The sequence below is a fragment of the Faecalibacter sp. genome, from assembly GCF_057177045.1.
This window is the reverse complement of the sequence record NZ_CM169987.1, coordinates 1,204,694-1,220,287: the sequence shown is the minus strand read 5'-3', so window position 1 is coordinate 1,220,287 and position 15,594 is coordinate 1,204,694. Positions and strand designations below refer to the sequence as shown.

The following is a 15,594-nucleotide window of genomic DNA, read 5'->3' as shown; positions in this document are numbered from 1 at the left end:
AAATATGAAAGTACAATACTTAGGACATGCTTCTTTATTAATTGAAGCCAATGGGAAATCGATTGTAGTGGATCCATTTATTACGCCAAATGAATTAGCGAAAAATATTGATTTTGCCAACCTGAAAGCCGATTATATTGTAATAACACATGCGCACCAAGATCATGTGTACGATGTTGAAGAATTAGCAAAAAGAACAGATGCATTAATCATCTCCAATGCTGAAATTGCAGGATATTACGGAGCAAAAGGTTTAAATGCTCATGGGATGAATACAGGAGGAATGTATGAATTCGATTTTGGTAAAATTAAATCTACTATTGCTTTCCATTCTTCCTCGTTTGCTGATGGAACATATGGAGGAGATCCGAATGGTTACATCATCGAAGCAGATGGTAAACGTATTTACATTGCAGGAGATACTGCTTTAACGTATGAAATGAAATTGATTCCTGAAATGGTAGGGGAAATTCACTTAGCGGTTTTACCGATTGGAGACAACTTTACGATGGGGGCAAAAGATGCTGTTATTGCTGCAGAATTTGTTGGAGCAACAAAAGTATTAGGATATCATTACGATACTTTTCCTCCAATCAAAATTGATAAAGGAATTGCCAAATCAACTTTCTTTAACAAAAATGTAGAATTGGTATTATTAGAAATAGGAGAGGACTTAACCGTATAATCTTTTCATATCAAAGTAAAAAATCCAGTTCGATTGAACTGGATTTTTTTTATTTTTTATTGAAACGCTCCTAATGTTGGATTTGTCCCTCTTGGGATTCCATAATAATCCAAAGGATATTGTTGTGCTATACTCACTTTACCAGCATTTAAAGCAGGCGAATTTTCCAATACGTTTAATTGATTAGCAGTATAGATTGGATTTACAAATAAAGGGTCACCTACAATTGAATTGGAGAATCCTAGTGCAGATAAAACATTTAGTTCTGCAGTATTAACATTCTTGAATAGGTTGGTGTCAAAAGAATAATTAAATCCTACGCCTTCTCGACGATCAAAAACAACTGCGTTAGGAGTTCTTTGGTTATAAAATATGCAATTCCCAAAAGTTGCTTGTGTTAATGCATTCGTATCATCCAGTGTATAATTGCTTAAATATAAACTATATGCTGGTCCAGCTGTTCCTACTAAATTAAAAAAGTTTGCGAAAGTAGAATGGTAAAAGGCATATTCTCCACCATTTTCTACGGCAAAGGAAGCTAAATTAGCATTATTCAAAATCACATTATGACCATTAATTTTCGCATTATTGGCCAAAATACCATAAGATTGGTGATTCACAATAAATGAATTCTGAATATTAAGTTCCGCTTGATTGACTTTAAGTCCGGTATCACCACCAATAATTTTTGCATATTGTATGAATGAACGACTATTTGATTTCAGCTCAATATGTTTCCATTGATTCGGAATTGAATCATATTTTTTATCATGACGTGAAGAACGGAATTTAACTTCATTCCCCAAAGCGCCATTCACATTCAATTCAGCATTTTGATCAATTGTTAAACTCGCATTGGGTTTAAAATATACTTTAGTCCCTTCTGCAATATCCAAACGATTCGTTACGGTTAAATTACCTTCGATAACATGGGCTTGATCTGCATCCCATTGAGCCGAAACAATATTTTCGTTAGCAGAATGAAGTTGTGCTTTTTCAATCCATGAAATTAATTTGACATGTTGTTGGCGTTGCGTAGACTCAATTAAAATCTCATCATCATAAAATGGATTTATTGGAGCTTCTTGTGCATCGATTTCTACGAATACAAATAAACTATCATTCTTGCGGATAGGAATATTTGTAAAAGAAGATCCTGCTTGTCCATCCACATTTATATTAAAGTAGGATTGATCACCTTTGGCTAAAGCAATACGAGGAATGACCAAATCTTTATCTTCGGGATTATAAATTTTTAACACATAGGTCTCCGATTTAGAGAAATTATAAACTGTATCAACAGAAATGGTATCTTGACTAAATCGTAGATCAGAAGAGATGGGATCAAAATCGAAATCCTCACGGCACGATTGGAAAGCGACCAATGATCCTATACCAAGGCCTACAATTAATGTTCTAATATTCATAGATGGGATGTTTATACGTTTAAAACTACTAAAATATTAAAATATTGTTAGAGGATTTACCTAAATGGAAATAATATCGACGATAACAAATTTAACCTATTGATTTGTATCGTTTTTGATGAGTTAAGAAGAAAAATAATGGAAAATTATTTGAAAGGTTTGATTATTAAAAACACAATTTATATATTTGCACGAGTAAAATAATTAACATAAAACTTAATTATCAAACCTCTATTTCCAAGAAGCCCATTACACTCGGAATAGTTGTTTGAAAAGCCAAGTGAAGAAATATAAAATTTCATAATAAATCACTCAATTTATTATATAATTAAATTTTTATTTCTATATTTGCGCCCGATTAAGTTTAGAAAGAAGATTTTTAAAATGAAAAAAGATATCCACCCAACAAATTACCGTTTAGTAGCATTCAAAGATATGTCTAACGAAGAAGTATTCATCACTAAATCTTGTGCTGAAACGAAAGATACTATCGAAATCGAAGGAGTTGAATACCCATTATTCAAAATGGAGATCTCTTCTACTTCTCACCCTTTCTACACAGGTAAAGTGAAATTAGTAGATACAGCTGGTCGTATCGACAAATTCAAAAACAAATACGCTAAAAGAGCTAAATAATAATAGCAATAAAAATATTAAGCACTTTTGCTTAATTAATTACTATTGTTATATTAAGATAGAAAAAACCTACAAGATTCTTGTAGGTTTTTTTATTGCATTATACTTGCATTCTTGTTACATTTGTCTTAACATAAACAAACAAAATATAGAATGTCTTTATTCGACAATACAGAACATGCTTTCAGCTCAAAAAGTGATGCTGAATTAAAAAAAGCACATTACTTATTTCAGTTAATCGGAAATCCTACATTAACGAATTTTGGTACATTGTTTTTTAAGTTGCCTTTTGCAACTAATTTACCGTTGGTAAAACCTGTGATTAAGGAGACGATTTACAAACAATTTGTAGGTGGTGAAACAGCTGAAGAGGGTGTTAAAGTTGCGAAAGACTTATTTAAATATGGAGTAAGTTCTATTTTAGATTATTCTGTAGAAGGTCAAACAGAAGAAGCAGAATTTGATCATGTAAAGGATGTGATGTTGCACTTGGTCGAAATAGCCAAAAACAACCGCGAAATTCCTTTCGTTGTGTTTAAACCAACCGCTTTTGGACGAATCGAATTATTCGAGAAAGTAGGAAAAAAACAAGCTTTATCTGCAGAAGAGCAAAAGAAATGGGAGAATATTCGTTCTCGATTTGATATCGTATGTAAAGCTGGTTTTGATGCTGATGTTAATATCATGGTGGATGCTGAAGAATCTTGGATGCAAGATGCTGCTGATGATTTAACGGATGAAATGATGGTCAAATACAATGTTAATCGTCCATTGATTTGGAATACATTGCAAATGTATCGTCATGATCGTTTGGCTTATCTAAAACAAATGTATGAGAAAGCCAATCGTGAAGGGTATTATTTAGGGTATAAAGTAGTTCGTGGAGCGTATATGGAAAAAGAACGTGAGCGTGCACAGGCAGAAGGATATCCATCGCCAATTCAACCGAACAAAGAAGCGTCTGATCGTGATTATAACGCAGCAATTCGTTTTATTGTAGATCATCATGAACGATTTGGATTATTTGCAGGTTCTCATAATGAGTTTTCGTGCGAATTATTAATCCAATTATTAACAGAAAAAGGAATTCAGCCATCAAACCGTAATTTCTGGTTCGGGCAATTGTATGGAATGAGCGATAACATTTCATTTAACTTAGCGCACTTAGGATATAATATTGCAAAATATTTACCTTATGGTCCAATCAAAGAAGTTATGCCTTATTTAATTCGTCGTGCTCAAGAAAATACTTCAGTAGCAGGACAAACGGGTAGAGAATTAGGATTAATCAAAAAAGAATTAGAACGTCGTAAAAAATAATCGACGATTTAATCGATAAAATATAAGCCATCAAATCATGATGGCTTTTTTTATTGTGAAAAATCTAAAAATAATAGGGCTAATGCGTCTTCTTCCACCTTCACCTGATGGATGACCTTCGCAGGGATTTCGTATTGCTGATATTCCGTTAATGTCACAATTTCAATTTTTGAGTCAATAATGACTTGTCCTTTGATTAAGATCATCTTTGTGATTACAGGTAACCGATGATCCACCAATTTCATGCCCTTCTTTAATCCAATAGCTACAATACGTGTGGTATTATTTCTAAAAATAACACGCATTAAAGGTTTCTCACAAGTCGATAAATTATCAATGATACTTTTCAGCATAATTATAGGTTGGTTTTAATGTAATATACAACCTAATTTTCAGATTTTAAAGAATTTAAATCTTAAAAATTTGATAAGAATTATGTGTTTTATCAAACATTCTAAAGTATGAATATTCACTGTTCATATGATTCTTGGATTAAGGAACGATTAATTATATGAAAATTTGATTACTCAATAGGAGTTATTTCAAGCATATACGGAAGGTTTAATAAACCATATTTTTTTGTTAAGTGAAAGGATTGATTACCGTACAAATAGTTATCATCTCCTTTTTTAATCGCATATTGATGCAGAATTTGATCATCAACTTCATCTTTCTTGAATTGGTATTTATAGGATGCTACAGATGAAGTATACATACGATTGATGTAAAGCATTCCATTAAATAACAGAGAGGATAAAATAGCAGTAATTAATATGATGCCAATGCAACAAGTAGCGATAAACATAAACCAATTTAATCTGAAATAACGTTTAATCACATGATGTTCCCTTTTCTTGAACTTTTTGATGATGGATCTGATGACTATAAGTATTACGATTAAAAATGAGAGAAATATAAAATAATTAAAATAACTCTCGTCTATTTTATCAATAAAGTGTTGATTGTAAAGTTGGCTTAAACCTAATGCTGATTTACTCCACCAACTGATTACAAAATATCCTAAAATATAAAAAAGAGTGGTTTTAAAAAAAGATCTCATTGTAATGCTTTGTACGCTTAAATCTACTAAAAATCTTATTAACTTGCCAAATTAAAAAAGGAGAATGAATACAGGTTACTTTGCTGAAATGATATTACCGCTAAATTTAGAAGGAACATTTACGTATCATCTAACGGACTCTGATTTGCAGCAAATTAAAATTGGACAACGTGTTGCAGTACCTTTTGGTACGCAAAAATTATATACAGGTATTGTTCATTCTATTCATCAAAATAAACCCGAATTATATAAAACCAAAAGGATACATGCTTTTTTGGATGATGCACCGATGGTCACTCCATTTCAAATTCAGTTTTGGGAATGGATCGCTAATTATTACATGTGTTCCTTAGGTGATGTTTTTCGAAATGCCTTTCCATCTGCTCTTAAATTAGAATCTCAAACTTTTGTACGTTTAATAAATCCTGATTACGCTTCAATAGAAGATTTAAATGACCATGAATATTTAGTGTTTGAAGCACTGAAGTTACGTCAAATCATTTCTGTAGAAGAAGCAGCGTTAATTGTCGATGAAAAATCCGCTATTCCTACGTTAAAATTATTGATTGATAAAGGCATTATTCAATTGGACGAAAAGATTCAGGAAAAATATACACCTAAAATTGATAATTATGTAAGAATACATCCCCAAATAAAAGGGAATGACCAAGCTTTTATGGCTGTTTTGGATGGGTTAAATCGTGCGCAGAAACAACGGGAAGCGCTATTGCAATTGATCACTTTAGAAACACAATCGCCTGATCAACCCATTAAAGTAGCAGATTTCGTGAAAATGGGAACTACGAATGCTGTTGTGAAAGCCTTGGCTGATAAAAGGGCTGTTGAAATCTATCAGCATCAAACTTCTCGAGTGGATGAATCTGAATTGGATAAAGAAGAAACGCATCAATTAACTTTAAAGCAAAACGAAGTTTTAGATCAAATCAAAACAGAATTTGCTACTAAAAATACGGTTCTATTACATGGGGTAACATCCAGTGGAAAGACAGAAATTTATTTAAAATTGATGGAGCAGGTTATTAAAAAAGGAAATAAAATTCTGTATCTGTTACCTGAAATTTCAGTCACAACTCAAATTGTTCATCGCATCAAAAAGCATTTTGGAGAGCGTGTTGGAGTATATCATTCCAAATTCAACCAAAATGAGCGTGTGGAACTTTGGCAGAAAACCTTACAAGGTGATTTTGATATTATTATTGGTCCAAGAACTGCGCTTTTTATGCCATTTGAAAAATTAGGTTTGATTATCGTGGATGAAGAACATGAGTCGACCTATAAACAAATGGATGCTAAACCATATTTTCAAGCTCGCGATATGGCCATGCTTTTAGGATCGATGATGAAAGCAAAAGTTCTTTTAGGTTCAGCTACACCTTCCATCGAAAGTTATTACAATGCGATACAAGGGAAATATGGTTATGTGGAATTAAAAGAACGTTTTGGAAATGTCAAATTACCCGATATCCAATTGGTCGATTTAAAGAAAGCACAAAAAGAAAAGGAAATGACCTACGATATTTCTCATGTGTTACGTGATGAAATAATTGAACAATTAAAAGAAAAAAAACAAATCATCTTATTCCAAAATCGTCGTGGTTATGCCCCAATTATGGAATGTAATTCCTGTGGTCATACGCCAGAATGTCCCAACTGTGATGTGAGTTTAACTTATCATAAATTTTCCAACCAATTAAAATGTCATTATTGTGGATATGCGCAAGCAAAACCAAATCGTTGTGTGAGTTGTGGTTCAGTTGAACTCAACACGAAAGGATTAGGAACGGAACAGATCGAAGATCAATTGTTGGAAATTTTTCCAGAAGCTCGTATTCGCCGAATGGATGTGGATGCGATGCGAGGAAAATTTGCTTATGAAAAATTGATCGAGGATTTCGAAAATAAAGAAGTCGATATTTTAGTGGGAACACAAATGATCACCAAAGGATTTGATTTTGGAAATGTGAGTATGGTAGGTGTTATTCGTGCCGATTCTTTATTGAATTTTCCAGATTTTAGAGCGCATGAAAAAGCGTTTCAGTTGTTAACGCAAGTAGCGGGTCGTTCAGGTCGACGATTAGATCAAGGAAAAGTATTGATTCAGTCTTATCAGCCAGAACACCAAATTTTACAAAATGTAACGACCTATAATTACCATCAAACGATGAAGGATATTTTGTATGAGCGAAAAGAATTTTTTTATCCGCCCTTTGCTCGTTTAATTAATTTGAGATTTAAGCATAAGAATAAGGAGCGATTGGATAAAACTGCCGCTCAGTTGGTGCAATTATTAAAACCAAGTTTTGATTCGCGATGTTTGTTAGGACCAGAAGCCCCAGCAATTAGTCGAATTAATAATTTGTACATTACCGATGTTATGATTAAAATATTACCCCATCAATCCCCGGTAAAAGTAAAACAATTGATAAAGAAAGAAATTGAACGTTTGCATACCATAGCGGCATATCGATCAGTTCGTATCGATGTTGATGTAGATCCTATGTAAAAATTGAATCCTGATTTGTTCAGGATTTTTTTGTTTAAAAATGAAACAATATGTTGCAATTAACGACTGATGTTTTATCTTTATTCAATAGACTTAGTTTGTACGTATGGCAATGATATCGATAAAGGATTTGAATAAATCCTATAAGATGGGAAAAAATTCACTTCATGTTCTAAAAGGAATCAATTTAGAAGTGGAAGAAGGAGAATTTGTAGCAATTATGGGGTCATCGGGTTCAGGGAAATCGACATTATTAAATATCATTGGAATGTTAGATGAACACGATACAGGAATTTATGATTTGGATGGGTTTCGTATCGAAAAACTAAACGAAACGAAAGCAGCAAACTATCGCAATAAATTTTTAGGTTTTATTTTTCAATCATATAATTTGATCAACTTCAAAAATGTACTTGAAAACGTTGCTTTACCATTATATTATCAAAAAGTTAAACGCTCGGAACGAAATAAAATCGCTATGGGGTATTTAGAACGTGTAGGACTGCAACCTTGGGCCAATCATATGCCCAATGAATTGTCTGGAGGACAAAAACAACGTGTTGCAATCGCGCGTGCCTTAGCTGCAAGGCCCAAATTATTATTAGCCGATGAACCAACGGGTGCTTTAGATACAAAAACATCCCACGAAGTCATGCGATTAATTCAAGAAATTAATGACGAAGGAAAAACGATTTTAATGGTAACACATGAAGATGATATTGCACAAATGTGTAAACGAATCGTTCGATTGAAAGATGGAGTGATCATCAGTGATGAAAAAATTAATCAAGTACGTGTATAATTTTTTTGCTATATGTTTGATATCGATCGTTGGAGCGAAATATGGGCTTCTATTTCAAGTAACAAATTAAGAACGTCTTTGTCGGGGCTTACCATTGCTTTGGCATTGTTTGTTTTTATCACGTTATTTGGATTAGGAAATGGCTTACAAAAAGGCTTTCAACAACAATTTTTCAATGCAAATTCATTAAATATTACGATTTCCGGAGGGACAACAATGGAATCGTATAATGGATTTACTAAAGGACGACAAATTACCATTAAAGAAGCCGATCATTATTTTATCAAAGAATCATTCAAAGATCAAATTAAATATTCGACAACTACAATTGCAAAATCAGATACAGTAAAAAGCGCTAGTAATTCAGGTAGTTATTCCATTACAGGAGTTACGCCAGATTATATTGAAATGATTAATGAAGAAGTGACTCTTGGACGTTTTATTAATCAAAAGGATATTGATCAACAGCAAAAAAGTGTCGTTGTGGGGCGTTTAGTGGCTCAGGATTTTTATCCCAATCAAATTGCTATTGGTAAATATCTTCAGATAGGGAAAGGGGTTTATCAAATTGTAGGAGTTTTTGAAAGTAAAGATGGGGGAGACAATGCGGAGCGTGCTCTATATGCACCGTTGTCAACCTTTAAAACCATTTATGCAACGGATGATGTTTCCTCAATCATAATTACTCCAAAAGATAATTTATCTTTAACTGATATTAAGAAATTGGCCAATACCATCGAATATAATTTGAAGGTACGTTATTCCATAGCTCCTAGTGATTTTAGTGGTATACGGATACGAAATGCCGCAGAGTCGATGGAAGAGACGGATAGTTTCTTTTTTGCGTTAACCATAATCGTGTTTATTATTGGTGGCGGAAGTCTAATTGCTGGAATTGTAAGTATTGGTAATATTATGGTGTTTAGTGTGAAAGAACGAACGAAAGAAATAGGTATTCGTAAAGCTTTGGGTGCAACACCGTTTTCAGTATTATCACTTATTATGCAAGAAGCGATTCTTATCACTTTAGTTTTTGGTGCATTAGGAATTTTATTAGCATCATTGGTGGTAGAAAATATTGGAGATTCGTTGGAAGATTATTTTATATATGATCCTGGTGTTGAATCAAAATCATTGATATTAGCAACCTTGATTTTATTTATTGCAGGAACAATTTCCGGATTAATTCCGGCATTACGTGCAGCGCGCATTAAACCTATAGAAGCATTAAGAGACGAGTAATGAATTGGAAATTATTATTTGATATAGACGCTTGGAGCGAAGTATACGCTGCTATACGTAAAAATAAATTACGTACCATTCTAACGATGATTGGGGTGGCGTGGGGAATGTTTTTATTTGTGTTGTTGCTTGGTGTAACTCGAGGAATGCAAAATGGATTTGACCGGAATTTAGCTGATGCTGCGACCAATTCTTTATTTGTTTGGGGAGGAACAACATCGATGCCACATCAAGGCTTTCAGAAAGGGCGACTAATTGAATTGAAAATGAGTGATGTTAAACGAATCGAAAATCAATTTCCACAAATCTCATTGATTGCTCCTCGGAACAATATGCCTAATTCTGTGGTTGCTTATGGAACAAAATATAATTTTTACACGGTAAATGGAGATTATCCTGACCAAAACCGAATGTTTGGAAAAGATATTATTTATGGCCGTTTTATCAATGAAGACGACATTAAGACAGAAGCAAAGATTTGTGTTTTAGGAATTGAAATCGTTGAGAATTTCTTCAAAGAGACAAAAGATGCTATGGGAGAACGCATCCGAATAGGTGATAGTTATTATACCATTGTCGGGATTTATGATTCTCCATCATCACCTGTAGAAACCAAAGATCAAATATTTATTCCTTTCACAACATTTCAAAAAGTTTATAATCAAGGTGAAAAAATTCAGTATCTTTCTTTATCATTACCTAATGATTATGATATTGTCGCATTTGAAAAGCAATTAAAATCATATTTAAAACAAATTAAGAATATTGCCCCATCAGATGATCAAGCGTTAGGTGGTTTTAATTTAGGAGAAATGCTGGGTAAAATCATGACCTTTGTAAAAGGAATGCAATTTTTAGCCATTGTAGTGGGAGCGTTAACTTTATTTTCTGGAGTAATTGCCATTTCAAGTATTTTATTAATTACAGTTTCAGAACGCACAAAAGAATTTGGAATCCGAAGAGCTTTAGGGGCTATTCCGACTCAAATTAGAGGTCAAATTTTATTGGAATCTGTCGTCTTAACATTGATTGCTGGTTTGGCAGGGATTGTAGGTGCAGGATTAATTTTAATGGTTTTAAATGAGTTTGTAATTCCAAATAATGATAGCATACCGATTTATAATGCGTCGATCGATTTGTTTACATTATTTGCAGCATTAACGATTATGGTTGTAATGGCAACTTTAGCAGGTTTAATTCCTGCACAACGTGCAATAGCCATAAAACCAATTGACGCTTTAAGAGAAGAATAACAGAGCTATAGATATCAATCGATGAAGAAATTTTTAAAAATAGGTGGGATTATTTTATTTATTGGATTAGTGGTCGGAGTGATTGCTTATTTTGGTAAAAAAAATAGTCAAGAAAATCAAGTCTATGAAGTGACTGAACCTTTTGTAGGAAATATTGAGGTGAAAGCTGTGGCTACAGGAGAAGTTAAACCTGTAGAGACCATTGAAATTAAACCTAATATTTCAGGGGTAATCAAATCAATTAATGTATCTGAAGGGCAATTTGTAGAAAAAGGACAATTAATTGCAGAAATTCGAGTGGTGCCAAATGTGGCCAATTTAAACTCGGCATTACAAAGTATTCGTGCAGCCGAAATTCAAGTGAATCTTCAACAAAAGGAGTTTAACCGTGCACAAACTTTATACAACCAAGGTGTTATTCCTAAAGCGGATTATGATAATGCTTTAGCGGCTTATCAAAATGCACAACAAACACTGCGTCAAGCAGAGGCGAGCTATAAAGTAGCACAAACTGGTGTTGCTCCTGGTTTGGAATCGTATGCAACCACACGTATTACAGCAACAACTTCTGGAGTTATTTTAGATATTCCAGTAGAAATCGGAAATATGGTGCAAGAAATCAATAATTTCTCTACGGGGACTACAATTGCAACAATGGCGGATATCAATAAAATGATTTTTGCGGGTAAAGTAGATGAAGCAGAAGTAGGTAAATTGAAAGAAGGAATGAAGATCAATGTCTCGATAGGGGCGATTCCAGATAAAGTATTTACTGCGATTTTAGATTTTATTTCACCTCAAGGGGTGGCAAGTAATGGTGTTGTACAATTCGAAATTAAAGCACCTATTCAATTGGATTCAAAATATTTTGTTCGTGCAGGATATTCTGCAAATGCAGAAGTGGTAACTTCAAGTGCTTCCAATGTGTTGTTGATTAAAACGGCTCATGTTCGTTACGATGAAAAGCAGAAACCTTACGTGGATGTTTTAAAATCTGGAAGTGGTTCAGATGCAACTTATGAGAAAAAATATATTACATTAGGCATTACAGATGGAGTAAATGTACAAGTAAAATCAGGGCTACAAAAAACGGATAAAATTAAAATTTGGAATACCGATTTAGAAAAACCAAATGGATCAGGTCCTCACTAAATCAAAAAAATATCTTAAAGCGGCAATATTCTTAACATATTGCCGTTTTTATATTTTCATAAATATTCAACACTATAGATTTAACTGCTTAGCATAAAGGCATTAAATCGGTTAAAAATTTCTTATAATCATTCTAAATAGTATATTTATTCATTGAATTTTGTATATATACATTTTAAAGCCTTATTGATTAAATATTATAATTGATTGTAATTCTATATCTTCACGAATTGCATTAACATTAAAAAAAAATATTATTTTAAAAAATATATATCCTTTTAATTAAGGATGTCCTCTTAAATTTTGTTAAAATATTTATCATATAAGCGATAATTATCCATTAAAATAGCTATTTCATAAATTAAATTTTTACGCTTAATTCTTTTTTAAATAAAATTTTAAGTTTTTAAGGTAAATGGTCAACTTTACCCCCTTAAAATTTTTTGACAAAATGAAGAGAAGATTAACATCTTTGAGTTTGTTAGCTTTCCTAGGATTAGGAACGTTAGCTTTTGCTCAGGTAACGGGTGTAGTAAATGATGCTGATGGATTCCCAGAATCTGATGTTGAAGTTACTGTTAAAGGAACTGATAAGGTTGCTTACACAGATATGGATGGTGCTTTTGATATTGATGCTCAAATTGGAGACGTATTAGTCATCAATGGAAAAGAGTTCAACGTAACATCGAATACTTTAGGGACATTAAATTATGTTGATCCTAAAAAACAAGAAACTGTAGAATTAGGTACAGTAAATATTTTAGGTTCAATTAAATTAGATCCTACTCAAAAAATTGGTTCTTTCGAAACAATTAAACGTGATGATTTAGAACAAACTCCAGTAGCTTCTGTGGATGAGGTTTTAAATGGTCGTGTGGCTGGTTTAAACTTCTCAACAGGTGGTGGTCAACCAGGTTCTGCTAACGTTATTGCAATTCGTGGTGCAGGTTCGTTCGTTGGAACAACAAACCCATTATATGTAATTGATGGTGTTGTTGTAGGTAAAGGTGATGATAACTCAGGGGTAATGACTTCATTCAACCCATTATCATCAATTGATCCTAACCAAATTGAATCAATTACAGTTTTAAAAGATGCTTCTTCAACAGCTTTATATGGAGCACGTGGAGCAAATGGGGTAATTGTAGTTAAAACAAAACGTGGTAAATTCAACCAAAAAACAAAATTCAATGTAGCGACAGAAATGTCGATTCAAGATATTGCTTTTGATAAAGCGAAATTCTTAAATTCAGAAGATTTTGTAAAATGGGGTGGATTATCATTCTATAATACAGGAGAATTTTCTTCTCAACTAGAAGCTCAAAATTACTTCTCAGACGATGTTATCGGATGGGATGGTAAAACAAACGAAGATTGGACAAAAGCAATTCAACGTGATATGTCTACTGTTCGTACATACAGTTTCTCTGCAACAGGAGGTTCTGATAACACTTCTTTCCGTACAGGTTTTTCTTACTATGATAATGATCCATTAATTATCAACTCTAAATTCGACCGTTTATCAGCGTCTTTAGCAGTTGATCACAAAGCTTCAGATCGTTTCAAATTAGGAACTAACTTAAACTATTCTCGTGTACAAAATAAAACGTATGCGGATGCAGGAGCGTACTCTAACCCATGGGCTACTCGTTGGACAATTATTCCAACATTACCTGTTTATAATGCGGATGGTTCGTATAATCTAAATTTATTAGGGAATAAAGATTTTAACCCGGTAGGTTTACAAAAAGAAAATAAAGTTGGTGGTACAGTTAACACGTTCTTAGCTTCTGTTTACGGTGACTACCAAATCATCAAAGATTTATCATTCAACTCTCAATTTGGTACACAATACCAAAACTTAGATGAAACGTTATACTGGAATCCATATTTTGGAGATGGTCAACGTACGAATGGTTATATGTACGAATCTCAAAGCCAATATACAGATTGGAACTGGGTAAACACTTTAACTTACAACAAAAAATTTGGTGATCGTCACGAATTAATTGCAAATGCTGGTTGGGAATACCAAGAGCACATTGGAAAAATTCGTGCTCAAGATAAACAAAACTTTATCTTAAACGGAATGTATATGGATAATGCTTCACAAGCTTTATCAATTTCTGGAAACCGAATCAAATGGACTCAAATTTCTTACTTCGGACGTTTAAATTATATTTTTGATGGAAAATATACAGTAAACGGACAAGTTCGTCGTGATGCAAACTCAACATTAGGAATCAATGACCAAGCTGGTCTATTCTGGTCTGTGGGTGGATCTTGGGCAATGAACAAAGATTTAAACATTCGTTTCGTTGATAACTTAACATTACGTGCAAACTATGGTGAAATTGGTAACGTACCTTACGCTGATGGATGGGGTAACCAATACAACAGCTACTCAACGTTAGCAAATACAAGAAACTATGGTGATGCAGGGGTATTAATCGTTGATACTGCAGGAAATCCAGATTTAAAATGGGAAATTTCTAAACAAGCCAACATTGGTTTAGATTACTCTTTATTCAATGGATTCTTATCAGGTACAATTGATGCCTACAACAAACGTACTGAAGATGCCATCTTCCCTGTACAAATTCCTTCAGAAACGCCTTCATCAGCAAATTCTATCATGAAAAATGTGGGTGAAATCGTTAATAAAGGGATTGAGGCAACAGTTACTGTTCGTCCTTTCCGTGGAGATTTCAACTGGAACATTAGTGCAAACTTCGCTTACAATAAATCAGAAGTTGGAGATTTAATTGACAACGATGCTATTTATTTAGAAGGTGGTAATAAAGCTGTTCAATCAGGTCGTTTATTCGGTGAATACTACATGGTAGGATGGGCTGGAGTAGATCAATCAAATGGTAATCCATTATTCTACACTGACGAAACGGAAACAGAAACAACTTCTAACTATAATGAAGCTTCTAAGTATTTCCAAGATAAATCACCATTCCCTAAATATATGGCTGGTTTAAGAAATGACTTAAGCTACAAAAATATTACGTTATCTGTCTTCTTATCTGGACAATTTGAGTATTCAGTAATCGATAGATTCTCAAACTACATCTACAATGATGGAGCTTATTACGATATCAACGTTTATCAAGAGGCATTAACAGACAGCTGGACTCCACAAAATACTACAGCTTCTAACCCAATGCAGGTGTATGGTAACGGTACTGGTTCAAACAAAATGTCAACTCGTTTCTTACGTGATGGTGATCACATCCGTTTAAAAGAAGTAAAATTAGCTTATAGTTTAGGTGATAAGTTAGAAAAATCAGGAATCAGTAACTTAACAGTTTATGTTCGTGCAACGAACTTAGCGACTTGGGCGTTTGATAAAAAATTAACGTTCGACCCTGAAACAAACTCAAACAGCTATTCTTACGGATGGCAAGGTAAAGGGACTTATGATTATACATCTCCAATCATGAGAAGTTTCTCAGTAGGTGTATCAGTTGATTTCTAAAAAGTAGAG

At 33.4% G+C, this 15,594-nt stretch carries 12 protein-coding genes; 9 read left to right on the top strand and 3 right to left on the bottom strand.

Going from position 1 to position 15,594, the window contains the following annotated elements; genetic code table 11:
- Window positions 1-4 precede the first annotated feature (4 nt).
- Window positions 5-685, top strand: a complete 681-nt coding sequence (locus AC1QSP_RS05495) for a metal-dependent hydrolase (protein ID WP_484080141.1) — start codon at window positions 5-7, stop codon at window positions 683-685.
- A 56-nt stretch (window positions 686-741) separates the two neighbouring features.
- Here the strand turns inward: AC1QSP_RS05495 and AC1QSP_RS05490 are convergent, their stop codons facing one another.
- Window positions 742-2,112, bottom strand: coding sequence for a hypothetical protein (locus tag AC1QSP_RS05490; protein ID WP_484080140.1), 1,371 nt, complete (start codon window positions 2,110-2,112; stop codon window positions 742-744).
- Between the two features lie 384 nt (window positions 2,113-2,496).
- On the opposite strand from AC1QSP_RS05490, the gene AC1QSP_RS05485 reads away from it, so the two are divergent.
- Both AC1QSP_RS05485 and AC1QSP_RS05480 read left to right on the top strand, forming a co-directional pair.
- Window positions 2,497-2,748 (top strand): type B 50S ribosomal protein L31, encoded by a 252-nt coding sequence (locus AC1QSP_RS05485; RefSeq protein ID WP_322969325.1) that lies wholly within the window; start codon window positions 2,497-2,499, stop codon window positions 2,746-2,748.
- Between the two features lie 153 nt (window positions 2,749-2,901).
- Window positions 2,902-4,068 carry a proline dehydrogenase family protein gene (locus AC1QSP_RS05480; protein ID WP_484080139.1) on the top strand — a complete coding sequence of 389 codons (1,167 nt, stop codon included), beginning with the start codon at window positions 2,902-2,904 and terminating at the stop codon, window positions 4,066-4,068.
- A gap of 50 nt (window positions 4,069-4,118) precedes the next feature.
- Here the strand turns inward: AC1QSP_RS05480 and AC1QSP_RS05475 are convergent, their stop codons facing one another.
- Both AC1QSP_RS05475 and AC1QSP_RS05470 read right to left on the bottom strand, forming a co-directional pair.
- Window positions 4,119-4,421 (bottom strand): hypothetical protein, encoded by a 303-nt coding sequence (locus tag AC1QSP_RS05475; RefSeq protein WP_322969327.1) that lies wholly within the window; start codon window positions 4,419-4,421, stop codon window positions 4,119-4,121.
- Window positions 4,422-4,591: 170 nt separating this feature from the next.
- Entirely contained in the window at window positions 4,592-5,128 is a 537-nt protein-coding gene (locus AC1QSP_RS05470; RefSeq protein WP_484080138.1) for a hypothetical protein, read from the bottom strand.
- Between the two features lie 64 nt (window positions 5,129-5,192).
- Between AC1QSP_RS05470 and priA the strand changes: the two genes are divergently transcribed.
- From priA to AC1QSP_RS05440, 6 genes are all read left to right on the top strand, one after another.
- A complete protein-coding gene (priA, locus tag AC1QSP_RS05465; RefSeq protein WP_484080137.1) occupies window positions 5,193-7,652 on the top strand; it encodes a replication restart helicase PriA in 2,460 nt (819 codons plus the stop codon).
- Window positions 7,653-7,764: 112 nt separating this feature from the next.
- Window positions 7,765-8,454: an ABC transporter ATP-binding protein gene (locus tag AC1QSP_RS05460; RefSeq protein ID WP_484080387.1), complete on the top strand. Its 690-nt coding sequence runs from the start codon at window positions 7,765-7,767 to the stop codon at window positions 8,452-8,454.
- Between the two features lie 12 nt (window positions 8,455-8,466).
- Window positions 8,467-9,696 carry an ABC transporter permease gene (locus tag AC1QSP_RS05455; protein ID WP_484080136.1) on the top strand — a complete coding sequence of 410 codons (1,230 nt, stop codon included), beginning with the start codon at window positions 8,467-8,469 and terminating at the stop codon, window positions 9,694-9,696.
- Window positions 9,696-10,949 (top strand): ABC transporter permease, encoded by a 1,254-nt coding sequence (locus tag AC1QSP_RS05450; RefSeq protein ID WP_484080135.1) that lies wholly within the window; start codon window positions 9,696-9,698, stop codon window positions 10,947-10,949. Before AC1QSP_RS05455 ends, AC1QSP_RS05450 begins: the two co-directional genes overlap by 1 nt.
- Window positions 10,950-10,970: 21 nt before the next feature.
- Window positions 10,971-12,101: an efflux RND transporter periplasmic adaptor subunit gene (locus tag AC1QSP_RS05445; RefSeq protein WP_484080134.1), complete on the top strand. Its 1,131-nt coding sequence runs from the start codon at window positions 10,971-10,973 to the stop codon at window positions 12,099-12,101.
- 451 nt (window positions 12,102-12,552) lie between these two features.
- Window positions 12,553-15,585, top strand: a complete 3,033-nt coding sequence (locus AC1QSP_RS05440; protein WP_484080133.1) for a SusC/RagA family TonB-linked outer membrane protein — start codon at window positions 12,553-12,555, stop codon at window positions 15,583-15,585.
- The last annotated feature ends 9 nt before the right edge of the window (window positions 15,586-15,594 follow it).

Coding starts and splice junctions, on each gene's coding strand:
- AC1QSP_RS05495 (WP_484080141.1), top strand. CDS start 5: ATGAAAGTACAATACTTAGGACATGCTTCTTTATTAATTGAAGCCAAT.
- AC1QSP_RS05490 (WP_484080140.1), bottom strand. CDS start 2,112: ATGAATATTAGAACATTAATTGTAGGCCTTGGTATAGGATCATTGGTC.
- AC1QSP_RS05485 (WP_322969325.1), top strand. CDS start 2,497: ATGAAAAAAGATATCCACCCAACAAATTACCGTTTAGTAGCATTCAAA.
- AC1QSP_RS05480 (WP_484080139.1), top strand. CDS start 2,902: ATGTCTTTATTCGACAATACAGAACATGCTTTCAGCTCAAAAAGTGAT.
- AC1QSP_RS05475 (WP_322969327.1), bottom strand. CDS start 4,421: ATGCTGAAAAGTATCATTGATAATTTATCGACTTGTGAGAAACCTTTA.
- AC1QSP_RS05470 (WP_484080138.1), bottom strand. CDS start 5,128: ATGAGATCTTTTTTTAAAACCACTCTTTTTTATATTTTAGGATATTTT.
- priA (WP_484080137.1), top strand. CDS start 5,193: ATGAATACAGGTTACTTTGCTGAAATGATATTACCGCTAAATTTAGAA.
- AC1QSP_RS05460 (WP_484080387.1), top strand. CDS start 7,765: ATGATATCGATAAAGGATTTGAATAAATCCTATAAGATGGGAAAAAAT.
- AC1QSP_RS05455 (WP_484080136.1), top strand. CDS start 8,467: ATGTTTGATATCGATCGTTGGAGCGAAATATGGGCTTCTATTTCAAGT.
- AC1QSP_RS05450 (WP_484080135.1), top strand. CDS start 9,696: ATGAATTGGAAATTATTATTTGATATAGACGCTTGGAGCGAAGTATAC.
- AC1QSP_RS05445 (WP_484080134.1), top strand. CDS start 10,971: ATGAAGAAATTTTTAAAAATAGGTGGGATTATTTTATTTATTGGATTA.
- AC1QSP_RS05440 (WP_484080133.1), top strand. CDS start 12,553: ATGAAGAGAAGATTAACATCTTTGAGTTTGTTAGCTTTCCTAGGATTA.